General features: G+C 53.3%; 28 protein-coding genes and 1 riboswitch. Of the genes, 10 read left to right on the forward strand and 18 right to left on the reverse strand.

The genetic code is table 11. The annotated features are described in order from the left end of the window. The first annotated feature begins 228 nt into the window (after nucleotides 1-228). Nucleotides 229-978, forward strand: a complete 750-nt coding sequence (gene hemQ, locus ABID47_RS27235) for a hydrogen peroxide-dependent heme synthase (protein WP_076174040.1) — start codon at nucleotides 229-231, stop codon at nucleotides 976-978. 126 nt (nucleotides 979-1,104) lie between these two features. Here hemQ and ABID47_RS27240 read toward each other — a convergent pair whose 3' ends face one another. The 3 genes from ABID47_RS27240 to ABID47_RS27250 form a co-directional block, all read right to left on the reverse strand. Beyond that, the gene (locus tag ABID47_RS27240; RefSeq protein ID WP_116234121.1) at nucleotides 1,105-1,365 is read right to left on the reverse strand and encodes a hypothetical protein; all 261 of its coding nucleotides are present in this window, start codon (nucleotides 1,363-1,365) and stop codon (nucleotides 1,105-1,107) included. Beyond that, nucleotides 1,365-2,558: an NAD(P)/FAD-dependent oxidoreductase gene (locus ABID47_RS27245; RefSeq protein WP_354501953.1), complete on the reverse strand. Its 1,194-nt coding sequence runs from the start codon at nucleotides 2,556-2,558 to the stop codon at nucleotides 1,365-1,367. Before ABID47_RS27245 ends, ABID47_RS27240 begins: the two co-directional genes overlap by 1 nt. A gap of 89 nt (nucleotides 2,559-2,647) precedes the next feature. Then, nucleotides 2,648-2,830 (reverse strand): hypothetical protein, encoded by a 183-nt coding sequence (locus ABID47_RS27250; RefSeq protein WP_354501474.1) that lies wholly within the window; start codon nucleotides 2,828-2,830, stop codon nucleotides 2,648-2,650. Nucleotides 2,831-2,986: 156 nt separating this feature from the next. Between ABID47_RS27250 and ABID47_RS27255 the strand changes: the two genes are divergently transcribed. Further along, nucleotides 2,987-3,982 (forward strand): NAD(P)/FAD-dependent oxidoreductase, encoded by a 996-nt coding sequence (locus ABID47_RS27255; protein ID WP_076173725.1) that lies wholly within the window; start codon nucleotides 2,987-2,989, stop codon nucleotides 3,980-3,982. A 207-nt stretch (nucleotides 3,983-4,189) separates the two neighbouring features. On the opposite strand, the gene sda is transcribed toward ABID47_RS27255, so the two are convergent. After that, complete coding sequence (gene sda / locus ABID47_RS27260; RefSeq protein WP_089548462.1) at nucleotides 4,190-4,333, reverse strand: sporulation histidine kinase inhibitor Sda; 144 nt, start codon at nucleotides 4,331-4,333, stop codon at nucleotides 4,190-4,192. A gap of 278 nt (nucleotides 4,334-4,611) precedes the next feature. Continuing rightward, nucleotides 4,612-5,274, reverse strand: a complete 663-nt coding sequence (locus ABID47_RS27265) for a YheC/YheD family protein (protein ID WP_354501477.1) — start codon at nucleotides 5,272-5,274, stop codon at nucleotides 4,612-4,614. Nucleotides 5,275-5,468: 194 nt separating this feature from the next. Here ABID47_RS27265 and ABID47_RS27270 point away from each other — a divergent pair, with 194 nt between their 5' ends. Then, a complete protein-coding gene (locus ABID47_RS27270) occupies nucleotides 5,469-5,684 on the forward strand; it encodes a hypothetical protein (RefSeq protein ID WP_076173723.1) in 216 nt (71 codons plus the stop codon). An 80-nt stretch (nucleotides 5,685-5,764) separates the two neighbouring features. Here the strand turns inward: ABID47_RS27270 and ABID47_RS27275 are convergent, their stop codons facing one another. Next, nucleotides 5,765-6,124, reverse strand: coding sequence for a HesB/IscA family protein (locus tag ABID47_RS27275; RefSeq protein ID WP_076173722.1), 360 nt, complete (start codon nucleotides 6,122-6,124; stop codon nucleotides 5,765-5,767). Between the two features lie 816 nt (nucleotides 6,125-6,940). Between ABID47_RS27275 and mqnE the strand changes: the two genes are divergently transcribed. Then, nucleotides 6,941-8,047: an aminofutalosine synthase MqnE gene (gene mqnE / locus ABID47_RS27280; protein WP_076173721.1), complete on the forward strand. Its 1,107-nt coding sequence runs from the start codon at nucleotides 6,941-6,943 to the stop codon at nucleotides 8,045-8,047. Between the two features lie 59 nt (nucleotides 8,048-8,106). Next, the gene (locus ABID47_RS27285; RefSeq protein WP_354501480.1) at nucleotides 8,107-9,168 is read left to right on the forward strand and encodes an NAD(P)/FAD-dependent oxidoreductase; all 1,062 of its coding nucleotides are present in this window, start codon (nucleotides 8,107-8,109) and stop codon (nucleotides 9,166-9,168) included. On the opposite strand, the gene ABID47_RS27290 is transcribed toward ABID47_RS27285, so the two are convergent. Further along, nucleotides 9,165-9,419, reverse strand: coding sequence for a YuzB family protein (locus tag ABID47_RS27290; protein WP_076173719.1), 255 nt, complete (start codon nucleotides 9,417-9,419; stop codon nucleotides 9,165-9,167). The genes ABID47_RS27285 and ABID47_RS27290 overlap by 4 nt on opposite strands. Nucleotides 9,420-9,581: 162 nt before the next feature. On the opposite strand from ABID47_RS27290, the gene ABID47_RS27295 reads away from it, so the two are divergent. The 4 genes from ABID47_RS27295 to ABID47_RS27310 all read left to right on the forward strand — a co-directional run bounded on the left by ABID47_RS27295 (nucleotide 9,582) and on the right by ABID47_RS27310 (nucleotide 13,323). Next, on the forward strand, nucleotides 9,582-9,827 hold the full coding sequence (locus ABID47_RS27295; protein WP_076173718.1) for a NifU family protein: 246 nt from the start codon (nucleotides 9,582-9,584) through the stop codon (nucleotides 9,825-9,827). 114 nt (nucleotides 9,828-9,941) lie between these two features. Continuing rightward, nucleotides 9,942-10,637: a response regulator transcription factor gene (locus ABID47_RS27300; RefSeq protein WP_354501483.1), complete on the forward strand. Its 696-nt coding sequence runs from the start codon at nucleotides 9,942-9,944 to the stop codon at nucleotides 10,635-10,637. Next, on the forward strand, nucleotides 10,621-11,748 hold the full coding sequence (locus ABID47_RS27305) for a sensor histidine kinase (RefSeq protein WP_354501485.1): 1,128 nt from the start codon (nucleotides 10,621-10,623) through the stop codon (nucleotides 11,746-11,748). Before ABID47_RS27300 ends, ABID47_RS27305 begins: the two co-directional genes overlap by 17 nt. Nucleotides 11,749-11,823: 75 nt before the next feature. Next, the gene (locus ABID47_RS27310) at nucleotides 11,824-13,323 is read left to right on the forward strand and encodes a DUF1349 domain-containing protein (protein WP_354501487.1); all 1,500 of its coding nucleotides are present in this window, start codon (nucleotides 11,824-11,826) and stop codon (nucleotides 13,321-13,323) included. On the opposite strand, the gene ABID47_RS27315 is transcribed toward ABID47_RS27310, so the two are convergent. The 8 genes from ABID47_RS27315 to ABID47_RS27350 all read right to left on the reverse strand — a co-directional run bounded on the left by ABID47_RS27315 (nucleotide 13,311) and on the right by ABID47_RS27350 (nucleotide 21,694). Next, nucleotides 13,311-14,096, reverse strand: a complete 786-nt coding sequence (locus tag ABID47_RS27315; RefSeq protein ID WP_116234116.1) for an SDR family oxidoreductase — start codon at nucleotides 14,094-14,096, stop codon at nucleotides 13,311-13,313. The genes ABID47_RS27310 and ABID47_RS27315 overlap by 13 nt on opposite strands. 287 nt (nucleotides 14,097-14,383) lie before the next feature. After that, on the reverse strand, nucleotides 14,384-15,232 hold the full coding sequence (locus ABID47_RS27320; protein WP_354501489.1) for a MetQ/NlpA family ABC transporter substrate-binding protein: 849 nt from the start codon (nucleotides 15,230-15,232) through the stop codon (nucleotides 14,384-14,386). Between the two features lie 138 nt (nucleotides 15,233-15,370). Further along, complete coding sequence (locus ABID47_RS27325; protein ID WP_354501491.1) at nucleotides 15,371-16,039, reverse strand: methionine ABC transporter permease; 669 nt, start codon at nucleotides 16,037-16,039, stop codon at nucleotides 15,371-15,373. Continuing rightward, nucleotides 16,039-17,055: a methionine ABC transporter ATP-binding protein gene (locus tag ABID47_RS27330; RefSeq protein WP_354501493.1), complete on the reverse strand. Its 1,017-nt coding sequence runs from the start codon at nucleotides 17,053-17,055 to the stop codon at nucleotides 16,039-16,041. The genes ABID47_RS27325 and ABID47_RS27330 overlap by 1 nt, the downstream gene beginning before the upstream one ends. Before the next feature lie 152 nt (nucleotides 17,056-17,207). After that, nucleotides 17,208-17,343, reverse strand: a riboswitch (SAM riboswitch). Between the two features lie 89 nt (nucleotides 17,344-17,432). Further along, complete coding sequence (locus tag ABID47_RS27335; RefSeq protein ID WP_354501495.1) at nucleotides 17,433-18,152, reverse strand: Cthe_2314 family HEPN domain-containing protein; 720 nt, start codon at nucleotides 18,150-18,152, stop codon at nucleotides 17,433-17,435. Nucleotides 18,153-18,176: 24 nt separating this feature from the next. Continuing rightward, nucleotides 18,177-19,943 carry a UbiD family decarboxylase gene (locus ABID47_RS27340; protein ID WP_354501497.1) on the reverse strand — a complete coding sequence of 589 codons (1,767 nt, stop codon included), beginning with the start codon at nucleotides 19,941-19,943 and terminating at the stop codon, nucleotides 18,177-18,179. Between the two features lie 101 nt (nucleotides 19,944-20,044). Beyond that, complete coding sequence (locus tag ABID47_RS27345) at nucleotides 20,045-21,040, reverse strand: COX15/CtaA family protein (RefSeq protein ID WP_354501499.1); 996 nt, start codon at nucleotides 21,038-21,040, stop codon at nucleotides 20,045-20,047. 309 nt (nucleotides 21,041-21,349) lie between these two features. Next, on the reverse strand, nucleotides 21,350-21,694 hold the full coding sequence (locus ABID47_RS27350; protein WP_076173701.1) for a thioredoxin family protein: 345 nt from the start codon (nucleotides 21,692-21,694) through the stop codon (nucleotides 21,350-21,352). Nucleotides 21,695-21,834: 140 nt separating this feature from the next. Here ABID47_RS27350 and ABID47_RS27355 point away from each other — a divergent pair, with 140 nt between their 5' ends. Further along, on the forward strand, nucleotides 21,835-23,211 hold the full coding sequence (locus tag ABID47_RS27355; RefSeq protein ID WP_354501501.1) for a DUF2515 family protein: 1,377 nt from the start codon (nucleotides 21,835-21,837) through the stop codon (nucleotides 23,209-23,211). Nucleotides 23,212-23,243: 32 nt separating this feature from the next. Here ABID47_RS27355 and ABID47_RS27360 read toward each other — a convergent pair whose 3' ends face one another. The 3 genes from ABID47_RS27360 to ABID47_RS27370 all read right to left on the reverse strand — a co-directional run bounded on the left by ABID47_RS27360 (nucleotide 23,244) and on the right by ABID47_RS27370 (nucleotide 26,189). Further along, entirely contained in the window at nucleotides 23,244-24,878 is a 1,635-nt protein-coding gene (locus tag ABID47_RS27360; protein WP_354501503.1) for a putative polysaccharide biosynthesis protein, read from the reverse strand. A gap of 69 nt (nucleotides 24,879-24,947) precedes the next feature. Beyond that, nucleotides 24,948-25,433 carry a DUF456 domain-containing protein gene (locus ABID47_RS27365; RefSeq protein ID WP_076173695.1) on the reverse strand — a complete coding sequence of 162 codons (486 nt, stop codon included), beginning with the start codon at nucleotides 25,431-25,433 and terminating at the stop codon, nucleotides 24,948-24,950. Nucleotides 25,434-25,442: 9 nt separating this feature from the next. After that, on the reverse strand, nucleotides 25,443-26,189 hold the full coding sequence (locus ABID47_RS27370; RefSeq protein WP_354501505.1) for a Cof-type HAD-IIB family hydrolase: 747 nt from the start codon (nucleotides 26,187-26,189) through the stop codon (nucleotides 25,443-25,445). Nucleotides 26,190-26,238 lie beyond the last annotated feature (49 nt).

Genomic DNA, 26,238 nt, shown 5'->3' on the forward strand with positions numbered 1-26,238 from the left:
TACAAACAGGCCGTTCACAGTCTTGCCACGTTTTGTGGACTAGTAGTTAGTTTACTAAAAAAACGGTCACGAATCAACGAACAATCGGTGAATAGATTGTGACTTCATTTGCTCTTGCGCTTGCGGTTGAGCTACAATGAAGAAAAATGTCAACGACCCTGATACTCGGGTCCAGCAAGTAGCCTTGGGATCCGCTTACAGGCAACTATTTATAGGAGTGATTCATAGATGAATGAAGCAGCATCAACTCTGGAGGGCTGGTACGCTCTCCACGATTTCCGTTCCATGAACTGGGCGGCATGGAAGGCCGCCGACGACGAAGACCGCGCCATGGCGCTGGACGAGCTCCAGGCGTTCCTGAACGAATGGTCCGAGGTGGAGTCCAGCAAGCAGGGCAGCACAGCGGTGTACAGCATCATCGGGCAGAAGGCTGATTTTGTGTTCATGCACCTGCGCGAAACGCTTGAAGACCTGAACGCTATCGAGACTGCGTTTAACAAAACGCTGTTTGCGCAATATACGACGAAGTCCTATTCCTACGTCAGCGTCGTCGAGCTCAGCAACTATCTCGCCGGTTCCGGCGAAGGCGACCCGATGGAAAATCCGCATGTCGTTGCCCGTCTGAAGCCGATTCTGCCGAAGACGAAGTACATCTGCTTCTATCCGATGAACAAAAAGCGCGATCAGGCCGACAACTGGTACATGCTTGACATGGACGATCGCCGCAACATGATGCGCAGCCACGGGCTGATCGGCCGCAGCTATGCAGGCAAAGTGAAGCAGATCATTACCGGCTCCATCGGATTCGACGATTGGGAATGGGGAGTTACCCTGTTCGCCGAGGACGCGCTTCAATTCAAGAAGCTGGTCTATGAAATGCGCTTTGATGAAGTCAGCGCCCGCTATGCCGAATTCGGCGGCTTCTTCGTAGGAGCGATTCTGACGCCGGAATCTTTTGAAGACATGCTGAAAATTTAGAATACTTACTTTCATATATTAAGAACGTCTATCGACGTACCTTCAAAGAAGACAGACCGCGTCTAAAGGAAGTTTTAAAAAAGGTTTGCCCCGAGTAAATTCAGGGCAAACCTTTTTGCTGTTTCCTTAGTCCTCTTCCTGTTGTTCATCCTGCTGCGATTTCATCGACTCCAAAAATTCGGCGGTCGCCCGGTCGCGGTCCCTTCCCTTTTCCTTCAGCCTTTCAATGGCCGGCAGGATGAGGATGTCCACTTCCTTTTGGACCGTGTACGACAGATCGTACCGGTTCTGATCCTCGAGGAACGATCCCACTTCCATCAAGGCGTTATAACGGTCCAGTTCGTCCCGGGTCAACAACGCGCGGACTTGAACACTGCAGTGCCTCATTACAGGAATTTTCCTTTCTTCAATACCAGCGGAATGCCGCCGATAATAAATAGGTAGCGCATATCCACGATCTTCTTCAATTGAGCTGCCCGCCAGCCCTTGATATGCTTGTCGCCTACTACTGCGATACCTTCACCTTTACCCAGGGAAGCGACGGTGCCCTTGTTGCTGTATTCGAACTTTTTCGGCTGCTGGCCGCGGATTGCCGTGACGATGTTATGAGCGCAGCACACGCCCTGCTGCATCGCGATCTGCGCCGTCGGCGGATATGGACGCCCTTCCGGATTCATAATCAGGGCGTTGTCCCCGATGACATAGATGTGGTCGCTGCCAGGCGCCCGCAAGTACTCGTCAACCTTCACCCGGCCTCTTGCCGTCTCAAAGCCGGCCGCTTCAATCATATGGTTGCCGCGGATTCCTCCGGTCCACACCACCGTAGCCGCCTTGATCTCTTCACCGGTCGCAAGCACTACGCCGTCCGGCTTGCATTCTTTGATGGCCACGCCGATTTTGAAGGTTACGCCTTTCTTGCGGAGCACCTCCATGGCATATTCCACGAGCTCCGGAGCAAAACCCGGCAGCGCCGTCGGCGCCGCTTCCACATTGTAGACATTCACAAGATTCGGATCGACATCATATTCCTTGCACAGTGCCGGAATGCGGTCGGCCAGCTCGGCAACAAACTCAATGCCGCTGAAGCCCGCTCCCCCGACGACAAAATTGATTCTTTCCTGCGGACTGCGTTCATTTTTATACAGCGCGAACTGGTACTCGATATGCTTGCGGATCAGCCGCACCGAGTTGATGCTGCGGATCGTCATCGCATATTCAGCCATCCCCGGAATGCCGAAGGTTTCGGATTCCCCGCCGAGGGCAATAACCAGGAAATCATAGGAGAGCGTCCCGTCCTCCAGGATGACCTTCTTCTCATGCGGACGGATTTCCTGAACGGAGGATTTGACCAGATCGATCTTGAATTCGTCAATCAGCTTCGAAATCGGTACCCGTGTATTCTCGACGCTGTCCGTACCGGCAGCGGGCATATGCAAATGGGTCGTAATATAGTGGTAATCGTGACGGTTAACAAGCGTTACGTCCGCTTCATTATAATTCAATTCCTTTTGAAGGCGCTGTGCTGTCAGGATGCCGCCGTAACCCGCACCAAGGATTACTATCTTGGGAATGTTGCTCATCATCTTGCTCCTTCCAAAATGTCGGTCTCTATATATATTTGTGAACCATTACAAATGTTATTGTGAAATATTACACATTAGTTTGAACTTCAATGAATCTTTTTATCACAGGCAGCCTGTGTGAGAAAAAAAACAGCGGGAATACTACCAAAACCTGCCCGCACATAACTAAAATGATAGCCACTTTCCCATAAAAGATCAAGTATTATTTGGCCTTCCAAGTGAGCAGCCATGCTGCTTTCATTTTCCTTTTCATTCCAGTTTTCAGGCAAGTTTATTCTCTGATCCAAACGGAAAATTTGCAAAATAGGATGTAAACTTTTCAGCCGAAGCCCGGATGTATTATAATGAGATGGAATTTGAAGAATATACAGCGTGCTTAATTTCGCTAGCGTTCTTATTTATATTTGTTGGAGGTGCTTACACTAATGACATCGCAGCCGGCTGACATAACCGACCTGCTCATTATCGGAGGAGGTCCTGCAGGCATGTTCGCTTCTTTCTATTGCGGGATGCGTCAGGCATCAGTCACACTCATTGAAAGTATGCCCCAGCTTGGCGGGCAGCTTGCAGCCTTATATCCCGAGAAATACATTTATGACGTGGCCGGATTCCCTAAAGTAACGGCACAGGAGCTGGTCGACAATCTGCAAAAGCAGATGGACCTGTTCCAGCCGAACGTACGACTGGAGGAAAAGGTTACTTCCCTCGTTAAGCAGGACGAGCGCCATTTTGTGGTGACGACCGATAAAGGCGAATACCACTCCAAAGCCGTCATTATTACGGCTGGGGTCGGAGCCTTTGAACCCCGCAGACTGGAGCTTGAAGACGCTAGGAAATTTGAGAAAACGAATCTGCACTACTTTGTGAATGACTTAAACCGCTTCAAGGGGAAAAAGGTGCTGATCAGCGGCGGCGGAGACTCCGCGGTAGACTGGGCGCTCATGCTGGAGCCGATCGCCGAGCAGGTCACGCTGATCCACCGCCGCGACAAATTCCGTGCGCATGAGCACAGCGTCGAAAATTTGATGGCGTCCAAGGTTCAGGTCGTGACGCCGACGGAAATCACCGCTCTGCACGGGGAAGACACGATTACCAAGGTGACTTTGTCCCATGTGAAGACCAAAGAAACGCAGGAGATCGAAGTCGACGACGTCATCGTGAACTTTGGCTTCGTATCCTCCCTTGGCCCGATCTCCGATTGGGGCATTCAGATCGAGAGCAACTCCATCGTGGTGGATTCCCGCATGGAAACGAACATTCCCGGCGTATTCGCCGCCGGAGACATCACCACGTATCCGGGCAAGCTGAAGCTTATCGCCGTAGGATTCGGCGAGGCGCCGACTGCGGTCAACAACGCGAAGGTATACATTGATCCGGAAGCTAAGCTGTCTCCCGGCCACAGCAGCAATATGAAACTCTAGCCCGAAGTAACGCGCAAATTGGGCCACAAAAAAAGAGGGTATCCTGATCTGATCGTCATGAAATCATGATTCAGATAGGATACCCTCATTTTGATGCGATGCTGCCAATCTGGAAAATAGATGTTACACCTCCACACCTTCCATAACTTCCACGTCATATGCGGCTTATAGTACAACAGCATTTGTGGATGTGTACCGGGATGTGTCCTAATGAACTAAACTCTCTGATGAAGTCTCTAGATTCCTCTTGTGGATTTCGGCCAGGAGTAAAGCGATGAAATCATGATCCAGCATGAGTTCCACGGCCATATGATAAGAATCGAGCAGCAATTCATCCGACAACATAGCCATTATCTTCACATCCTTTCCTTAATTTTCCTCAAAACTATCATATCAAACATCGCATAAGAGAACAAGCGTTCGCTTTATCCACAACCTGTTGTGGAAATCCTGTGTATAATTTGTTAGCAAGTGTCGGAATACCAACAAAATTGCAGTGGATTTTGGGGATAAATGTTATACACAGGTGCTGTGCATACCACCCGGCTTCAAAAATTTTTTTCCATTTTCATAGTCTTATATAAATGATATTACCCCGCCTATAATCTCCTAAACATTGCCAGTTTGATTTATTGAGGGCGCGTATTTACTTCAAAAATCCAAATTCTCCCGCTGTTGTCCAGGCCGTAGTCAAAGCCGAGCTCGCCGATGCCGGGAAAACGCCGCTCCAGAATTGCTGTACAGCGCCGAGTAAGGGAACGCATCTCTTTAAGCTTTGCTTTGGAAGAAATCTGCGGCAGGGAACGGCTCAGGCCAACGCGGCCTTTCAGCAAAAAACCGCCCTTGCACAGATTGGTTACGAATAGTCCGCTGCGCGCGACTCGTCCCACCATTGCGGTAATGACCCAACGATCGTCCACTTTGACGTATTTGACACGGTAATCGATCGGACGCCCATCGACCTGGGCCAATTTAATTCCCTGCTGAATTAAATAGGTCCTTCTCACCTTCAGCTTCCGAAAACCGCTGTACATGCCGGAGAAGCTGTCAAAATAATAGGTTTGAGAGAATCTGGTTATACTATAACCGCTGCCGGTACGGGATATTTTCATGACACCGTAACCGCCTCCGCCGACGACCGGTTTTACGACGACAAAGTCATACATCCCCAGCATTTGCTGGAGGTTCTCCCGGCTCATAGACCGGGTCTGCGGAATATATGGGGCAACATCCGGATCCGTCAGCAGCGCTTCGGTCTTCAGCCATTTGCTTGCCAGCTGTCTTCCCCCCATGTTGTCGCCTCCTTTCTATGCTCCTATGTTATTAACATACTCGTATCTACGGGTTCCCTCCTGTATGTTTGTGCATAGAAAAGGATAAACGCATAAAAACGGGGGATAGCGGAGCCTTGGCGTGCCTGTCTAAATCGGATATAATGAAATGAAGTGTGTAAAATTGGAATATCCTGCGAAGGAGGATAACAGCTGTGGCTCAATTTTTCGGGGTATTATACTGGGTCGGCATGATCGGCATGTCCCTTGCTCTGGTCGTGACAACCGTTTTGATCTTTGCTTTGGGCTTTAAATTTCTGAAAGACAGACGCAAAGGGCTCGGCACCTGCTGCATCGCCTTTTCAATCGTGGCAGCGGCCATGCTCGTCATGATGGTGAACAAAACGTTTATCGTTCCCGGGCTCTCCTAACGAACAAAAAAGGCTCACAACCTGCTTCTGGACGAAGAAGGTGTGAGCCTTTTGTCTTATTCATCCGCAGTGCGTGCCCGTTAGCACTCCTCCGGAGCCGGTTTGCCTGCATCGAGCGCTGTACGGAACGAAGCACCGCATCCGCAGGTCGCCGTAGCGTTCGGATTGTTCATGGTGAATCCGCCGCTCATGCCGGACTCCTCAAAGTCGATTTCCAGCCCGTCAATCAGGCGGAGGCTTTCTTTATCCACGACCACCTTCAGGTCGTTAACGTCCATGTATACATCATCTTCGGTTTCGGCATCGTCGAAGCCCATAGCGTAAGAAAATCCGCTGCATCCGCCGGCCTGTACCCCAAGACGGAGGAACATCCCTGGAATTTCCTGTTCGGCGAGCATTTCTTTCAGCTTATCGGAAGCGGAATCGCTAATGTTGATCATAGGTAACCCTCCTTGGTTAACTGATGTGAATTTATTCATTGCAGGGCTTCAGCAGCGCACCTGAAAGGCGGCCGAGCAAAAGTCCCGCTCTGTGAGTACATTGCACTTACCTTTAGTATACTCCACAACGTTGTTCGCCTCAAGAGAGGTTCCGCCCGGCAGCAGCCACTCCGTTCCCATGATGTACCAGAAAGGCCTTCGGAAGGCCGTATTCGCACCTCCAAAAGCTATAATCAGGCTTAATCCGGAGGATTTATACGACATTTGCCCCCTTCGCAGGATCCTTAAAGATGGTATGATTTCCGGATCTCCGCATGCCGATTCTTTATAACTGTATTGCGGACCCCGGATAGGCGGTTTATAATAGGTGGGTAATGAGGGAGCAAGTGTCGGTAATTTGTCATGGAAAAGACAACGGTCTGTCACTCTGGGTTGTAACTTTTTTCACATAAAAAAGTCTATCGATTCATTCACAGAAGACAGGCCGCGCTTGGCGGATGTTTGTCTTGGGATTATAGAATTCTTCGGCTTCGTTGAAAAATGTATACATCCTATAATCTAAAAAGGCGGGCCCCTACTTTTTCTTTACCGGCCAAAAGCCTCTCCGGAGTGCTTACCAAAGCGTCTGGCCTTACGGCTTGGATGATCCGCTGAATACATATCCTCTGCGGTACATGGAAGACGCTGACCGATAAAATTGGCAAATCGACTGGACGGGTTGAACGCCGGACTCCTTCCAGGCGCTGCGGGTTGACTCTTGCGTCCTGCAAAGGGCGTGTCTTCCGCACGACCAAAATGCGAACAGGAGGAATGGAAATGTCCACTATTGTAACATCGAACACCGAAAGACGCATGCAGGAAATCATCGAGAAGGTCCGCCAGGGTGAGCGGCTGAACCTCGAGGATGGAGTATTTCTGTATGAAACCGATGATCTGCTGACGCTGGGGCAGCTGGCGAACGAAGCCAACCTGCGCAAGAACGGTAAAAAAGTATATTTCATCGAAAACATGAGCCTGTACTTTACCAATGTCTGCGAGGCGCACTGCGCGTTCTGCAACTTCCGCAAAGACCTTGGTGATGAAGGCTCCTATACGTATTCCGGTCCTGAAATGGTTGAATACATTGAGCAGCACATTCATCCGGGCGTCCGGGAATTCCATATCGTTGGCGGACATAACCCGCACGTGCCTTTCCAATACTATGTGGATTCCCTGCAGGCGCTGACCGACCGCTTCCCGGACGTAACGCTTAAAGCCTATACAGCGGCCGAAATCGACTTTTTCACCCGCATCAGCGGCCTCAGCATCAAGGAAGTGCTGCAGGAGCTGCAAAAAGCGGGACTGAAATCGCTGACCGGCGGCGGTGCGGAAATTTTGTCCGACCAATACCGCAAAAAAATGCGGGTGGAAAAGGCTAACGTCGAGCAATACCTCGAGGTGCACCGGACGGCGCATAACCTGGGCATGAAGACGCATACTACCATGCTGTACGGATCGATTGAGTCCCATGAAGACCGGATCCGCCACATGATGCAGATTCGCGACCTTCAGGACGAAACGAACGGATTTATGGTATTTATTCCTCTTTCCATGCAGCCAAGAAATAAAAATGCCGGCATCATGCGCCGTAACTCCGCCTACGAGGATCTGAAGACCATTGCCATCAGCCGTCTGATGCTGGACAACATCGACCACGTGAAGGCTTACTTCATTAATATCGGGCCGCAGCTGACCCAGGTTGCGCTGAGCTTCGGGGCATCCGACGTCCATGGCACCATCCTTAAGGAACGCATCAGCCACGCCGCAGGCGCGCTCACTCCGGAAGGCCTCACCCGCGATGAGCTGATCTGGCTAGTCAAAGGCGCCGGACGCATTCCAGTGGAACGCGACACGTTTTATAATGAAATAAAAGTTTATGAATAAGTAAGAGGAATTTTATACCTTTCCTCAAAGCCGACGTATGAGAAAGGAAAGACGGACATATGAGAAAATTCGTCATCCTGGGTGGAGGTTACGGAGGCCTTGCATTGATTCAAGGTCTCCTGAACAACCACTTCCCCCAAGATATGGAGCTGATTTTGATTGACCGCATGCCTTTCCAAGGCATTAAAACCGAGTATTACGCGCTTGCGGCAGGGACGGCAAGCGACTATGATCTGCGCATCCAGTTTCCGAACCATCCCCAGCTCACGAAAAAATACGGCGAAGTCACATCCATCGATCTGGAAGGCAAGCGGGTACACCTCGAAGGCGACGACCCGATCGAATACGACTACCTGACGATCGCCTTGGGCTGTACCGACCGTTATCACGGCATACCTGGCGCGGATCAATTCACGAACAGCATCCAGACGTTCTCAAGCACTCGCCAAACCTATCAGCGCTTGAATGATGTCAAGCCGTACGGAAACGTACATATTATCGGCGGCGGCCTCAGCGGCGTTGAAACGGCTGCGGAGCTGCGGGAGAGCCGTCCGGATCTTAACATCACGATTCTGGACCGGGGCAGCCGGGTGCTCTCCTCCTTCCCGCAGACGGTTTCCTTGTACGTGGAGCAGTGGTTCATGGATCATGAAGTGAATACGCGCTCCCACATATCCGTGTGCCGGTTGGAAGACGGTATCGTCTATAACGGGGATGAAGCAATCTACACTGACGCCGCGGTTTGGACGGGCGGCATTCAGCCGGTGAAGGTCGTTCAGGATTTGAACGTGCCGAAGGATCCAGGAGGCCGGGTCGTGGTCAACACGTATTCCCAAATTCCGGATTACCCGGAAGTGTATGTCGTGGGGGACTGCGCCAGCATTCCGTTCGCTCCCAGCGCCCAGGCGGCAGGAGCTCAGGCCAGACAAGTGGCTGATGTGATCCATGCGCTCTGGAAAGGCGAAACGCCGAAGATCCACAAGATCCACCTTCGTGGAACCCTTGGATCGCTTGGCAGCAAGGCGGGCTTTGGCCTGATGGGGAAAACTTCGGTAAAAGGAAGAGTACCCCGCCTGTTGAAAAGCGGGGTACTCTGGAAGTCCAGACGCCATTTCGGCTAATCCAGCTCGAGGCTGTCCCAAGCCTCGAGTTCTTTTATTTTGGCCATAATGGCCTCATACAGCTCATCGGCGCTGTCAGCATCTATAATCTCACCGTTCACCATGGCGAAGGGCATCATGGCGCATTGGCCGCAATTGCTCAGGCATCCGTATTCGATAACGTCGTAATCCGGATTCTCCTCCAGCTTCTCCATGACTTCATCGGTTCCGAAATGCATGTTGTTGGTGCAAAACTCGATGATGGGTCTCAATGATATCACCTGCTTTAGGTATTGATTCTTAGGTAGGCCTTATCTTAGTTTACCGGGTGAAGCAGATAATATCAACGGTCTTGTCCGATGCAGCATATATAGCCATTTTATTTTGTCTCGGTTTGTAATATAATAAGGATTACAGGAAAGGAGTTGAAATCAATGAGCGAAAACGCACAGAGCACCATGTATGATGAAGTAGCGGAAGTGCTTGATAAGCTTCGCCCGTTCCTTCAACGCGATGGCGGCGACGTGGAATTGGTTGACGTGGAAGACGGCATCGTGAAGTTGAAACTGATGGGTGCCTGCGGCAGCTGCCCAAGCTCCACCATTACATTGAAAGCCGGGATCGAACGCGCCCTCGTTGAGGAAGTTGAAGGAATCAACGACGTTATTCAAGTATTCTAATCCCATTCAATAGCAAGAAGAGACCTGACTTCATCGAAGACGGGTCTCTTTTTTTGCATAGGTACAGCAGGTAACGAAGGTTAATTCAAGTAGATGTCATAACGGAGGTGGGTCATGAGGATTTTAGTGGTTGAAGATGAAATGTCTTTGCGAAAAGCTCTGTGCAATGGCTTGAAAAAATACGGCTATGGCGTTGATCCGGCCAATGATGGCGAGCTTGCTTTAGAGCTTATCGAAATTTATGCCTACGATCTGGTTATACTCGATCTGAATCTGCCTAAAATGAACGGGATGGATGTTCTCAGAAAAGTTCGGAAGACGAATAAGCAGCTTCGGGTCTTGATTTTATCGGCAAGAACGGAAGTCGAAGACAAAATTTCCGGCCTTGATGCCGGGGCGAATGACTATCTGTCAAAACCCTTTCATTTCAAAGAGCTTGAAGCCCGAATCCGCGCCTTGCTCCGCAGGCAATTTATTGAACAGGATTCCGTCCATACGCATGGCAATATCACCGTGGATACCGCCCTCAAGTGTGTTAGTGTTAACGATCAAAAGATCGAGTTAACCAAAAAGGAATATTCTATCCTGGAATGCCTTTTTTTGAACAAAGGCCGGATCATGAGTGCCGAGGAGCTAATCGAGCACGTTTGGGACAGCGAGGCGAACCTGTTCTCCAACTCTTTCAAAGTACATATCAATTCTTTAAAAAAGAAGCTTGCCAAACATACCGGAGATAAGGGACTCATTCAAAATACCAGAGGGCTTGGATATTTCATCTCAAAGGAGGTTGCTGATGAAACCGCTGAATAAAATACCGCTGCGACTGAGGTTGACCTTTCTGACGGCCCTTGTCCTTACGGGTATCTGCGTGCTGTTGACGATCTCTTCTATCTTTAACGCACATCACATTTATGCGGTCCCTGCTGAAGGGCATTTAACCCCTTCCCCATTGAATCCGGCTATAAGCACCCCGCCTGATGCCCATTCGATCGGCCCATTCCATTCAGAAACTCCAAGTAATGATTTCACCTTCACCAGCATGGTTTACATGTTCATAATGATCGTATTAGGTACGGTCAGCTCCTACATCGTTGCCGGGAAAGCGTTACGGCCAGTCGCCGATCTGAGCAAACGCATAGAATCGATTGACGAAAATAAATTGTTTCAGCAGATTGAAGGATTTGATACGAATGATGAAGTTGCCAGGCTCGCCGCTTCCTTCAACCAGATGATTGTAAAATTGGAGAAGTCATTCAATCATCAAAAGCGATTTGCGGCCAATGCCGCCCACGAGCTGCGAACACCGCTATCCGGTATGATTGCGAATATTGAGGTTTTGCAGCTGGATGAAAAGCCTACCGTGCAAGAATATAAAGAAGTTTTGGAAGATGCATATGCAAACGCCCAACGAATGATTACCTTAGTTAATGATCTGCTCAAGCTGAACAGCGTGTTTCACGCCGATCGTTGTATTCACTTTAATGTAAAAGAAATGTTTAATAGCCTGATCTCGGCTTTGTCGGAAAGCTGTACAGTACATAACATCCGTATAGTTAACAACATCCCTGACATCATGGCCTTCGGTGAACAGGCGCTTTTGCAAAGGGCCTTCTTTAATCTGGTTGAGAATGCCGTAAAATACAATAAGAGCAATGGAGAAGTCGTGGTGTCCTCAGCCCAGCATGACGATTTTGATGTCATTATAGTCAGGGATACGGGCATAGGCATCCCGGAGGATGAATTGGAAAATATTTTTGAACCGCTTTATAGAGTGGATACCTCTCGTTCCAGAGAACTGGGAGGCAGTGGGCTGGGGCTTTCGATCGTCAAGACGATCATAGAAAAGCACAACGGCAACGTATTTATCCAGAGTGAAATCGGAAGTTTTTCAGAAGTAACCGTCATGCTGCCGAAAAATTAACCGTCATTTAACCTTGCCTATCTTATAGTGAGTATCGAGGTACATTGATATAAGATATTATAGGAGGCCAGGGAGATGACGATAAAACCGAGCATACACAGAGAGGCTGAGGGCTTCACGAAATTACTGCTGGCAGAGTGGGCCAAATTCCACTCCGTCCGCGGCTGGATCATCGGGATCGCGGTCACGGCACTGCTTACCATCCTGCCTGGGCTGTTCCTCGCTGCGAGTTCGAACGAAGGCCCCCCTACTCTATTAGGGCCGGACGGCAAAGCTGTAACCGATAAGTTCTACTTCGTACACAAAACGTTAACCGGAGACGGCAGCATTACCGCTCGCGTAACTTCACTGACTGGCAAAATTACTTATCCCCCGCCGGACAATGACCTCATTGTACCAGGCGTTGTGCCATGGGCGAAGGCCGGGATCATGATCAAAGACAGTACGAAACAGGGATCCCCATACGCAGCGATAATGGTTACGGGCAGCCATGGGGTTCGCATGCAATCCAACTTTTTCGAGGACATTCCGGGTCACCCGGGCAGCGTCCCGCGCTGGTTGCGGCTTACTCGCTCCGATCAAACGATCATTGGCTATGAATCTGTGGATGGCCAGCAGTGGACCAAGATTGGCGCGGCTGACCTAGCAGATTCGCCTGCTTCCGTGCAGGTCGGACTCTTCGTCACGTCCCCCGGGGATGTATCGGTCTCCGAAGCCAAAATTCGCTTTGCCAATGCAACCGCTGTGTTTGATCATCTTAAGCTGCAGGGTGATGCCTTTGACGAGAAATGGAGCCATGACGATATTGGAATAGGAACCGGCGAACCGGCTCACCATTATGGGGGGGTTAAGGAGTCCGGCGATACGATCACGGTAACCGGATCCGGAGATATCGCGCCACTCGGAGTTGAGGGCAGCTGGACCATTGAGCGCCCCCTGATCGGCATGCTGACGGGGTTGGTCGCAGTGATCGTTGTGTCCGTACTGTACGTCACCGCGGACTACAGGCGGAAACTCGTACGAAATCCGCAAATCGCGTTGCATCGGCTGGAGCGGCTGCTGGCAGCGAAAGGGATGACCATCGGTATGGCCGCTTTCGTGGCCGGCATTGTTGCCGCCACGATCACGATCCCACTCAGCAAGCAAATTTTGCTTTCAAAAGGTAACCATATCCTTCCTGTTCCTTTGCTCACGGAGCTGCGGGTCATGTTAGGTACGGCGGCCGTTCTCGCCTTGGGTGCAATTTTAGCTGCCGCATTTGCTGCCATATTCCGGCGAAGATTTGTGGCGATCACTGCAAGCCTTACGGTACTCGTCCTTCCCTACATTTTAGCAAACGTTATACCCATTAACGCGGCCCAGTGGCTTCTACGGCTCACTCCAGCGGCCGGATTCGCGGTCCAGCAGAGTATTCCGGAATATCCGCAGGTCATCAGTTTGTACACGCCACAGTTAGGATATTATCCGCTCTTGCCTTGGGCAGGTTTTGCCGTGCTCTGCTTCTATTGCGCATTAGCTCTCGGAATAGCCTTCTACATGCTGCAACGTGAACAAATGAGGTCTCACATCCCGTGATCTGCCGGACCAATCCAGGGACGGATCGGATCCAGCCCGCCGGAGATGTCCATAATGTTGCCGGTGATAAAATCGGAAGCGTCGCGGCACAAGTACTCGATCACGCGCGCGATATCCTCGCCGCTGCCGGGTCTCCCCCGCGGCGTCTCTCCGTCCTGCAACCCGGCGACCTCGGCAATGGTCTTCTCTTTGTTATCCCCGCGGATGTCCCCGGGACACACCATATTCACCGTAATGCCGTACGGGGCCTCCTCGACCGCCAGCGTCTTCGTAAAAGAAACCAGTCCGGTCTTGGCGGCGGCGTACACCGCCCGGTGCGGCCACGCTCTCGATTCCGCCGCATGGCCGAAGCCGAAGTGGACGATTCTTCCCCAGCGCTTAGTCCGCATCCCAGGCAGCACCAAATGGTCCAGCAGCATCGTGCCGACCAGATTGCCTTGGATGAGCGACAAAATTTCCGCCTGGGTATAATCGGAGAACCGTTTACGCTCGCGGATAAAAGGTCCCGCGTTGTTCACGACGATGTCCGGACTGCCAAGCTCGGACTCGACGCGAGCCACCAAATGCTCCAGCTGGCCCGTGTCGGAGACATCGGCTTGCACGGCGATGCTGCGCACGCCCAGTCCCTCGATGACCGCCCGCAGTTCCTCCGCTTCGCGGCGGCTATGGACATAATTAAGCGCAACGTCGCAGCCGGAACGTGCCAGCGTGAGCGCCGTCATTTTGCCAAGTCCCTTGGCACTGCCTGTGATCAGGGCAACCTTTCCCCTCAAAATGCCACCCTCCTTTCTGCTATCCGAACTTCCCATCCTTTGATCCATTCGATGACACATCATTCCTATTAAAAATATAATGGTGTATGTATGTACAAACCTCACGCAAGATCATTGATCCTGTATAGTATAAAAGATTTCATTGCACCGCCGCAACTTGGAAACCCAGTACAGCCGGGCCGCGAGGAAAAGCGAACCAAATAAAAAATGTCCGCCCGACGCAGATGCAAATAAAAAAGCCGCAGGGGATGAACCCCTTGCGGCTGTGCTGCGCCATTGCGCAGGCTTTAGAATGCCGGGATAACGGCACCTTTATACGTGTCTTCGATGAACTTCTTCACGTCGTCGGAAGTCAGGGCAGCAGCCAGCTTCTTGATGGCGTCGGAGTCTTTGTTGTCCGGACGGGCCACCAGGATGTTAACATAAGGGCTGTCTTTGCCTTCGATGAAGAGTGCGTCCTTCGTTGGATCAAGGCTGGCTTCCAGCGCGTAGTTGGTGTTGATGACGGCCAGGTCGAATTCGCTCAGCTGACGCGGCAGCATTGCTGCATCGTTTTCCTTGATTTTCAGGTTTTTCGGATTGGCGGTAATGTCCTTCACCGTAGATTCCACTTTATTCGGATCCTTCAAAGTAATCAAGCCTTGTTTGGCCAGCAGGCTGAGCGCGCGTCCGCCGTTTGTCGCATCGTTCGGAATGCCGACAGTTGCGCCGTCCGGAATTTCGTCAGCGCTTTTCAACTTCTTGGAATAAGCTCCAAGCGGCTCCAGGTGAACGCCTACGACCGGAACAAGGTCCATCTTGCGCTGTTTGTTTTCATTGTCGAGGTAAGGCTGATGCTGGAAAAAGTTAGCGTCGAGCTGTTTCTGGAACGTCTGCACGTTCGGCTGCACATAATCGGAGAACTCTTTGATAACGAGCTTCACGCCCTCTTTTTCAAGCGCAGGTTGGATATGCTTCAAAATTTCGGCATGAGGCTTCGCCGTCGCGCCAACCGTCAATGTAACCGTTTCGGCTGCAGCCGGTTTGTCCGTCGATTCGCCCGCAGCATCGCTGCTGCTGTTATTCGGCTTGCTGCCGCAAGCGGCGAGCACGACAACCAGGGCCAAGGTCAGAAAAGAAACGAGCCATTTTTTCATTGGATAAATCCCCCTTAAATTCATAAGAATAATATGATTTATATTAGAAAGGCAGTGCTTTGATGTTACCTGCCTTACCTTTCCAGGTCAAATCCGGTGGTCCGGATGCATGACTGTGAGCCAAACACGTTGTACGCCTTACTTTCTGGTAAAGTGACGCACCAGGCGGTCGCCCGCCATTTGCAGCAGCTGCACCAGCACGATCATGAAGATGACGGAAATAATCATGACGGTTGTTTCATAGCGGTAATAACCGTAGCGGATGGCCAAATCGCCGAGACCTCCTCCGCCAACCATCCCCGACATCGCCGTATAGGATACGAGTGTCACGACCGTAATCGTAATTCCGGCCAGCAGGCCCGGTCTTGCTTCGGGCAGCAGCACCCGCGTGATGACCTGCCAGGTCGAAGCGCCCATCGAATGCGCCGCCTCGATTACGCCGCGGTCCACTTCGCGCAGCGATGTTTCCACCAGTCTGGCGAAGAACGGCGCAGCGGCGATCACCAGCGGCGGAATCGTCCCCAGCACCCCGAAGGTGACGCCGACGATCGCTTTCGTGACCGGGATCAGGGCGACGATCAGGATGATAAACGGGACCGAACGAAGGATGTTCACGATAAAGGAAATGACCGCATAGACGGCACGCACCCAGCCCGTCGTCGAGCGTGATGCCATAAACAGCACGATGCCGATCGGAAGGCCGAGGATAAAGGTGAACACCGCGGAAGCCCCGAGCATTTTCAGCGTATCCAGGGTGGCTACGCCGATCTCGTTCCAGTCAACCGAGGAAAAATCCAAACCCCACATCAGTTCATCACCTCCACGTCAAGCCCTTGCTCGCTCAGCTTCGCGAGCGTCGCATCGATCTGCTCCCGTCCGCCCTCAAAGCGGACGATCAGCTGCCCGTACGGGGTATCTTTAATGGTGGAAATGGTGCCCTGCAGGATGGCGAAATCCGCCCCCGTCTCGCGTACGGTCCGGGACAGGATGGACTCGTACGTTTTGCTGCCGAGAAACGTAATTTTCACAGCCTGCGCCGAACCCGTTCCGGAAGCCTGGGCAGCCAGCTCAAGCGGTTCGCCCTGGCTCTGCTCCCCGCGGATAAAATCTTTGGTCACGGGGTGCTGCGGCTTCAGGAATACGTCCGTGACCGCTCCCTCTTCAACGATGCCGCCTTGATGGATCACGGCCACCCGGTCGCAGATGCTCTGGATGACGTGCATCTCATGGGTGATCAGGACGATCGTCAGATTGAACCTCTTGTTAATGTCCAGCAGAAGCTTCAGGATTGAATCCGTCGTCTGCGGATCGAGCGCCGAAGTGGCTTCGTCGCACAGCAGCACCTGCGGATCGCTGGCCAGCGCGCGGGCGATGCCCACTCTCTGCTTCTGGCCTCCAGACAACTGGGCCGGATATTTATTGCGATGGGCTTCCAGCCCGACCAGCGCGATCAGCTCGTTAACCTTGGCCTCCACCTCCGCCTTGCCCTTACGGGCCAACCGGAGCGGAAAGGCGATGTTGTCATAGACCGTTGCCGAGCTCAGCAGATTGAAATGCTGAAAAATCATCCCGATCTTCCGCCGTTCGTTCTGCAGCCGCTGCTTGCTCAGGCCCGTCAGGTTAACGCCGCCTACCCACACCTCTCCAGAGGTCGGGCGTTCCAGCAGGTTCATGCACCGAATCAAGGTGCTCTTCCCTGCGCCCGAGTGGCCAATCACGCCGAAAATTTCTCCTTTATTAATGCTGAGGTTCAGCCCGGACAAAGCCTCCGTCGCCTTTGCCCCTTGGCCGTACCTTTTCGTCAGCTGCTTCAGTTCGATCAACCGAAGGGCCCCCTCTCTTCCCCCTATCCTACCCGAATAGGGTTCGCATAATCTATCTAAATGACCAGTCTATTCTATCGAATCCAGGCAAAATAAAAAGCCCCTCTGACAGAATCAGAAAAGGGGCTCCCTTATTTGTAAAAGTCGCTGCCTTCTCATCTGCCAACCTGCAGCTCAAGCTGCAGCTTGTAGGAATTAGCACCATGACATTCGAGTAACGGCGGATGCCGTGCTCAAATCGGTTGCCGGGCTTCATCGGGCCTGTCCCTCCGCCTCTCTCGATAAGAAAAGATTATGAAATTAATGATGACGTGTTTTCATTTTTACAGTATAGATATATTTGCCCACTTTGTCAAAAGGAAATTTGTTGTATCCCTTTATGGATGCATACCTTCCTTTTTCCACAGCTTGTTGGCGTAATGAAAGGATGCCGAGAGCGACTTGCATACCATGTCCAGCCCCTGCTTCAGCTCGCTCAAATGCTGGTCCAGATCCTCCAGCTCGACCTTATCCTTAAGACCTTGGTGCCGCTGCCACAAGTCATCCTGCATCTCGGAGTTCATGTAATGAACCTCCGCATTGCGCCGTTTGCGCAGCACGTTCAGGGCGCTCTTGTATTCGTCCTTGATCTTTGACAGCTGTCCGGCCAGGCCTTCATGGGTTTTCATGTAGTGAAACTGCCGGAGCACCGTAAAATAGGAAAAATGCGGTTTGGTCTTCTGCGTGTTCAGATCAAACAGATCATTGAGCACCGTACCGAGCTTGTCCAGAACGGAAAACACGCGGATAAACCCGTTTTTATAGAAGTATACGTACCTGGCGTACTCGGCCTGCTCCTCAATCGTCATGTCATCCACATAACCGGCCTTGACCGATTGACGGAAAAAGGAAGCGGCATACCAGCTCTGCTCCAATTCGTCCAGGGAAGACACCAAACCGCGTGTCCATATCTCCAGTTTGCGATAATCATGGCTGGGATCCTCATTCTTTTCGATCTCGTCCTGGAGCAAATGGATCGTCTCCACCATCGTTTCGATGGCATCTTCGAGCAGCCCGTTATTTTGGCGGGGCATCTCTCCAAGCAGCGTTCGCAGCATCGGCATTCTCTCCCTGATCAGTATTTACGCAAAATAACTGTTCCAGCGTTCATCGACCTTCTTGACGATATCCTCCCGCGGAATCAGTTCGTCCGGATACCCGGTTTTCATGCGTGCATCCACTACAATCGGCAGTCGGTACGACAGATGGTGATTCCGCACTTCGGCACCCGCATAGATGTCCGTGGCCGGGTTGAAGCGCGTAAACACCGTCCACAGGAAGGACGTCTGGTCGGCTGCCGTCTGGCGGGCATCGTCCACCAGAAGGACGAGCGGCCATTCGGTTCCCTTCTCCTGCTGCCGCTGCAGCAGGCGCTCCGGCAGCTCCGGCTCGTCCTCGTACCCTGCGCCTGAGACAAGGAGGCATCCTCCGCAGTAAGGAACAATCTGTTCGATCTCCGCGATCGGCCCCTCCTCATAAGCACGCGGCAGCTCGCGAACCGGCTCCCCGATCCCCATCAGCACGGCCTTGCTGCCGTGGTTCAGCTTGCGTCCGGTGTAATCGAGCGTATCGTGGGATGTCTTATTAAATATAAACAGATCGACGGCCGGGTTAAACCGCGCAAGCACCGTTTCCAGCAGCTCGCTGGCGTTCTCGAGATCGACCGGCTGGTCGGTCAGGATCAGAAATTTGGTCAGGGACAACTGACCTTCGCCCAGCATCCGGAAGGCGGATACGAGCGCTTCGCGGGAGTAACTGACGCGGACAATAGCCGAAGCAAGGGCATGGAATCCCGTCTCGGCATACGTCCACAGCGATTTGATCGAAGGCATGACGAGCGGGAACGCCGGCGACAGCAGACGCTGCAGAAATTCGCCCATGAAATAGTCCTCCTGCCGCGGCTTGCCTACGATCGTCGCCGGATAAATGGCGTCCTTGCGGTGCCACATATGGTTGACGTGAAAGACCGGAAAGTCATGCATCAGGGAGTAATAGCCGTAATGGTCCCCGAACGGGCCTTCCGGACGCCGTTCGAACGGCGGGACGAGGCCGCTGATCGCAAACTCGGCTTCCGCCGGAATCCGGTGCCCGCCGAGCGGATTTTCCACCATCGGCAGCTTTTCGCCAAGAATCATAGACGTGAGCAGCAGCTCGGGCAGCATTTCCGGGCCCGGCGCAATCGCCGACGCGATCAGGGCCGGCGGTCCGCCAAGGAACGTCGTCATGCGCAGCGCTTCCCCGCGCTGCTCGGCTTCGTGGTAATGGAAGCCGCCGCCCTTATGGATCTGCCAGTGAATACCGGTCGTCTGGTTGTCATAAATCTGCATGCGGTACATGCCCAGATTGTGGTCCTTGGGCCGCGATGGGCTCTCCGTATAAACGAGGGGCAGCGTAATGAACGGGCCGCCGTCTTCCTGCCAGCTTGTGACCCGCGGCAGGTCTTTCAGCGGCTGGTCGCTGCGGGAGACGCCGAGCACAGGTGCATCGCCCATCGGAACGGTTTTCATGCCTACCTTTAGAATGTCCTTGATCAGGCCGCGTTCATTCCACAGCGCCGACAGCGTCGGCGGGAGCATCGTATCGAGCGCACCCACCAGGGACTTCATCAGCTCCTCCGGACGCGGTCCGAACGCCATATCTACGCGCCGGCTGGTACCGAACAGATTCGTAGCCACGGGAAACGGAGTCCCCTGTACATTCGTAAACAGCAGCGCCGGCCCCTGTTCGTCGATGACCCGGCGGTGGATCTCCGCCAGCTCCAGGTACGGATCCACGGGAGCCTCGATCACTTTCAGGTCATTTTCCTTGCGCAAGGCTTCGAGCCATTGGCGTAAATTTTGATAGCTCACACGATCATTCCTCTCCAGAATAAGCCAAAAAATAATAAATAAACTTACAAACAAAGCCCTCGAATCACTTCGCGGACTTTGGATGTGCAGCGGTATTCAGTTCATCGTTTGCCGCCCTGCGGCTCAAAGCCGATTCCCCGGGCGGCCGAAGCGGACTTCGGCTGCTGAAGCGTCGCCCTTCCGGTCTGCCAGACACGTACGCTCAAATAACAGAGCACGCCGAACAGAGACGAAATCAGCAGATTGTGCAGCAGCGCGGAAAAGATGTAAACCTCCGGCTTGTTCAGCGTCGACACGATCGCCGCCCCGCTGAACACCTGCATCAGGCACAACGTTACCGCGGCGATGCCGAGGCCCTGGAGCTCCCGGTTCCCACGGTTCAGCCGGTAGCCGCAGACGGCCAGTACGGCGATCGCGATCAGCAGCAGCAGTGCCGCGATCCGGTGGACAAACGCGATAGTCACCCCTCCGGACAGCTCGGGAATGAACTTCCCGTTGCACAGCGGCCATCCCAGGCAGCCTCCCGCCGAGTTGGTATGGCTGACATATGCTCCGATATAAACGACGATATAGGAGTAGATGGTTACGGCCCATGTATAACCGCGGAAGGTCGCGTTGACGCGCGACGTACCGCCGGACGGGTACGAAGCCTCGCCCAGTTTGTCCATCCTGCGGGCGCCTAAGGCCAGCATCAGCGAGCTGGCAAACGCGATCAGCGAGAAACCGAAGTGGAAGGCAAGCACGGCCGAGGACTGGTCGTACACGACGGCCATTGCCCCCATGACAGCCTGAACCAATACGAAAATTAGGGTCAACACCGAATACGTGCGCAGGTCGCGCCGGTTCTTGGCGAACAGATGGAAGGCGATCACCACCGCGACTGCTGTAAGTCCTGCCAGCCCGCTGACCAGCCGGTGCGAATATTCAATTAATGAGGCGATGGTATGCGCCGGAACGAACTCACCGTGACACAGCGGCCATTCATGCCCGCATCCGAGTCCGGAATCGGTCTTGGTGACCACGGTTCCGCCGAACGTCGCAAAAAACATCACGACAAACGTTAAATAACTGAGCCATTTCAATTGTCTGGTATTCAAAATTCTCTCACCTGCTGCTCATAATAAAAACTTTACCACTGAAGACAGGTACCTCAATATTTTACCAATCTCATCTATTATACCTGATTCCTTGACATACATCACGGCCACTTTGTGACAAAATGTCGGAGAAATGTCGGAGAAATGAAACAGCCCCACGAAGTGGGGCTTTGCTTCGCTGCCGGTTCGGCCAAATGGTAGTGAAACCCGAATACCTTCGGTTCCGTACAGCCATGCCATGAAGCTGCTCTTTAAAGAGAAAAGCACCGCCTCAAATGCCTCTGTGCGGCAAGAGCGGTGCGAATTAGCTTATTTATGAATCGTTCTGTATACGTCCAGCGCCGTATTCAGGAATCCCTCGATTTCTTCGCGCGATTTGCGAAGCTTGTTTACCAGCCGCACCAGCTCCCGGCCGTCCGAAAAGGCCACAAAGCTCGGTATGCCCAAAATGTTCAGCTCCTGGCTGAGGTCACCGACTTGATCCACGTCCACTTCGACAAGCGTCAGATCGTTCGAAAATTTCGTTTCCACGTCCGGCATAAACGGGTCCATAAATTTGCAGTCCGAGCACCAGTCCGCTTTAAATACGGCTACGGTCAGTCTCGGAGACTGGATTGCGACTTGAAATTCGGCTTGAGAAGTAATTTTTTGCATGGATATCCGCCCTTTCTATCCCATATCTTGTCCAATTCTTGTCCATTTCTTCTCTTAGTGAATCAAAATACCGAGTGGAAGTCAAATTTTTTAGCCATACTGAAAGTAATGTGAGGTTTACAAGAAAGGAGGATGCGGTCATGCCGGTAACATCTGCGCAGCGCACCCTTGTACCCGCCTGGATCCGGATCATGTCGGCCCTGCCGAAGACGGCCGCCGAGGTCGCCCGCGGCAAAGCCGCCGGCTGGAAGGCCTCGCGGCAGCTGACCCGGCGCCGCCGGCCGCTCAACTGGAAGGAGACGTCCGCCCAGAGTATCCGCGACCAGCTGGACCGGATGGCCAGCGACATCGGCCGGATGCGGGAAATGCGCCACCATCTGGCTTATCCCCGCGATACGAATGCCCGCTCCCAGGAAGAGCAGGACATTCTTCATACGATCCGGACCCGCACCCGGGAGGCCAACCGCAGCAACATTACGCGGACGAAGGCCTATTACGATTGCTACCGGGAGTATCCCGAGCTCCATTGGTCCTTTTTGGCCCACATGGTGTCGCGGAACGCCGGCTGGAATATGAGCGACCTGAAGGGCGGACTCATGTCCGATCTGATGGAGCCTTCCGCCCGGGAGGACCTGTACCGGATGCTGGAGCGGTGCAACGCGCTCATTTTTCAGGACGCCTACCCCCAGCTTCTGTTGTACAGTCACAGCCGACGCCTTGGACGGAGCTTGTTTCACCTGCTCCCGAGCTTTGGCGTGTCGGCGTTCATGAGCCCGTTCTGGGACCGCTTCTGGATTGAACGGGACAGCGCCCTGCTTGCCGTCGGGCTGATCATCAATGAACAAAACTATATTGAGGGCCGCGTCGTGCAGAACGGTTATTATCAAAGCCGGGTCCTCCGTAAAAAGGCATTTTCCATGCACAGCAAATTTCAGATGAATCAAGTCGTCTTCCCGATGCTGCCGCATATCCCGGAGCTCGAAGCCGACGTGTTCCATACCCCCGAAGAAAAGTCCCGGATCCGCGAGTCAGCCGGCTACGCCGCCGATTCTATGGTCGGACTCATTCTGGAACAGTTCTCCAGCTTGAACGAGAGGATTGCCTTCGGCAAAGCGCTTTACGCCACTCTGTTCGGTTACGAGGATGTATTGTCCGGCGTGCACTCGTTCGCCTCAGTCGTCGAGCATCGCGGTTCACGGAGCGAATATTGGCCGCAGCTGTTTACCCATGACAAGAAAAACACGCTGAACTCCCCTCTGGAAAGTGTCGAGCTGATGAAGCAGGAATGGCTCCCCGGAGGCCGGCGCCTGTACAGCCCGCTCCTGCACGACGTGTGGCATGACCTGTACAGCGAACCGATCCCGCGTTATGACTGGTTCAAAAATGAGGATGCGATTCATTACGTAAGCCGGCCGAGACGGCCCTTTATGATCGAAATGACGCATGCCCACCGGTACGCGCTGCAAAAAACAGCCCTCACGCACGATGTCGGGAGGGCTGTGACTTCAACGTATTAGCTTGTCTATAAACTGATGCGGCATGGACCGTATTAACCCCGTTCCTGCGATTTCAACCGGGACGGCTGCAGGCGCATCAGCGGACGCAGCGCCTTCTGCAGGATACGTGGATAGCTGGACAGCTCCTGCTGGCGCAGCACGCCGAGCATGACCAGCAGTGCCAGATACAGCACCACGACCACGACGCCAACCACCAGGCAGGTGATCAGGAACGCCAGCCTGTCCGGCAAAATGCGGACGAGCTGGTCGCCCGCGGCGTTAAGCCCGTATCCAACGGCACCGGTGACGATCACGGTAATGAGAAAGCCACGCCAGCGTTTCCCCAGAATAGAGAACGGCACGATTTTTTTCATGACGCGCAGGTTCAGCCACGTAATGACGAGGAAGCAAAGTCCCGTCGCGGCGATGATGCCGTAAATGCCAAGCCATGGAGCGAGAATAAGGCTTCCAAGGAGCTTGATGATAATGCCCATCATCACGCTGATGACCGTCAGGTACGCTTTGCCGACACCCAGCAGGATCGAGTTGGTCGTCATCATCGTAATCTGGAAGATCGTGCCGAACGTCAGCAGCATAATCAGTCCGCTGCCGTCCAGGCTGCTGAACAGCAGGCCGTTGATGGAATACGACGCCACGCAGAGGGCGATGACGATCGGCATGCCGGTCAGGATCGAGATGCGCAGCGCAAGTGTGATCTGCTGCTTCAAATGCGCTTCGTCCTTCCGGGCGAAGGCGGCCGAAATGACCGGAATCAGCGAGGTGCTGAGCGCTATGGCCAGAATCGGCGGGATGCCGGCCACGCTCTGCGCTCGCTGTCCGAGAATCCCGAGCAGCTGCGTAGCTTTCGCTTCGCCGATCCGGCCGATCAGCAGCGGATTGACGATCGACGAGTCGATAAAGTTGACCACCGGCACGGTCATCGATGACAGGACGATCGGAATGGAAATCGTAAAGATATCCTTGTAAATCTGTCCCATCGGCAGATGCGAATTCGGGCCGGCTTCCAGCATCAGCGCCCGGTCCTGCTTGCGAATCTTGACGGTGTAATACAGCATGACGGCAAATGCGCCGATGCTCCCGAGCACGCCCCCGAAAGAAGCGCCGGCCGCCACCCAGCTGTCCTCATATCCGCTCTTCAGCAGAATATAAGCCAGCAGGATCGCAGTGCCGACCCGGGCGAACTGCTCGACGATTTGCGAAATGCCGCCCGCGGTCATGTTGCCGCGGCCTTGGAAGTATCCGCGCATCATCGCGATCGCCGGAAACAGCAGCAGCGCCGGCGCCAGCGCGCGGATGGCGAGCGATGCTTCCGGCACCTTGGAAACGTAGGTCGCATAATACGGTGCGAGCACGTACAGCAGAATGGTGATGATGACGCCTGCCGCCGCGGCGAAAATGAGCGCTGCGTGGTACACGCGCTGCGCTTCCGCCGGCTTCTTCAGCGCATAACGCTCGGATACCATTTTGCTCAGCGTACTCGGAATGCCTGCTGTTGCCACGGTCAGCAGCAGCAAATAGACGTTGTTCGAAATCGTAAACGAGGCCTTGCCTATGTCATTAAACAGGTGATCCAGCGGAACCCGCTGCACCAGTCCGAGCACGCGCGCCACCAGCGCAGCGGCAGCCAGAATGAGCGTGCCTCTAATAAATGATTCTTTCTTCGCCAAACCCTATTCCCCTTCTTTCCCCAGCAAGCACAACCCCGGACGGGTGACCGCCCATGCGTTATCTTCTCATTAGAAAAACACGATCCATACGAAAAATACGATGATCATGACGATTTGCAGGATCACTTTCATCACCATGCTGCTGAACAGGCCGACAAGCGTCCCGAAGCCCACTTTCACCGCTTTTGACGGGGACGATCCGTTGATGAGCTCTCCCACAAACGCGCCTACAAACGGTCCGATGACAAGTCCGAAGGCCGGAATGACGAACGGCCCGATGATAGCCCCGATGGTGCTTAGTATGACCGACAGCCTGGAGCCGCCGAATTTCTTCGTTCCCCAGGCGCCGACGGCATAATCGGCTACGAACAGCACCACGATGATGAGGCCCTGGATGATCCAGAACCAGGTGTTGAAATGGGAAAACGTAAAAAACCAGCCATACACAAAAAAGGCAAAAAAGATAGCCAGCGCCCCCGGCAGTATCGGGTACACGGCGCCGGCCAAGCCGATTGCGAACAGCGCAATGACCAAAATCCAGCCAAGCACAGCCATCGCCTATGCTCACTCCTCGTTAAAAATGAATTTTTGGATAACCTCAGCGATTCCGTCATCGTTGTTGCTTGACGTAATATAATCGGCTGTATCTTTCACGACCTGCTGCGCGTTGCCCATAGCTACGCCGAGCCCGGCCTGCTGGATCGCCGCAAGATCGTTCATGCTGTCTCCGACCGCAATGACTTCAGACATCGTCAGGCCCAGCAGCTTGCACACTTCCGCAATGCCCGCAGCCTTGTTCACGCCTTCCGGGTTGATCTCCAGATTAAACGGCGAGGAGTTGGTGATTTCAAGGCCGCCCATATCCTGCAGCTTCATGAGTATACGGTGTCTCGCTTCGTCATCCTCTGTATGGTAGCCGAATTTGAGCCATTCCTTGCCTTCGACGTCATCCGTCCAATGATCCTTATTGTACAGCTGCTCAACGGAATAGGCCCAGTACCAGCAGTCCTCTTCCACCGCGATGTCGTGCATCGCCTTCACCAGCTCCACATCCATCAATGAGCGGAGGTGAAGCTCATGCGGGGCACGCCATACTTCGCTGCCGTTTACCGTAATCATGGGCGTGGTCAGCCCGAGCTCTTCCCCATAAGGCAGGGCGCTCATAAATGCCCGTCCTGTCGACAGGCACACATGCACGCCGTGCTTCGATGCCTTGCGGATCCACTGCGCCGTTTCCTTCGAAATGTTCTGCTCATCGGTCAGCAGCGTTCCGTCCATATCCAGTGCGAGTAACTTGTATTTCGTAGTCATGCCGTTTCCCCCTGTCCTTGTTCCAGCGCTTTTCTTTCCGTTTTGACAC

This window comes from Paenibacillus favisporus, assembly GCF_040545415.1.
Taxonomy (GTDB): domain Bacteria; phylum Bacillota; class Bacilli; order Paenibacillales; family Paenibacillaceae; genus Paenibacillus_AQ; species Paenibacillus_AQ favisporus.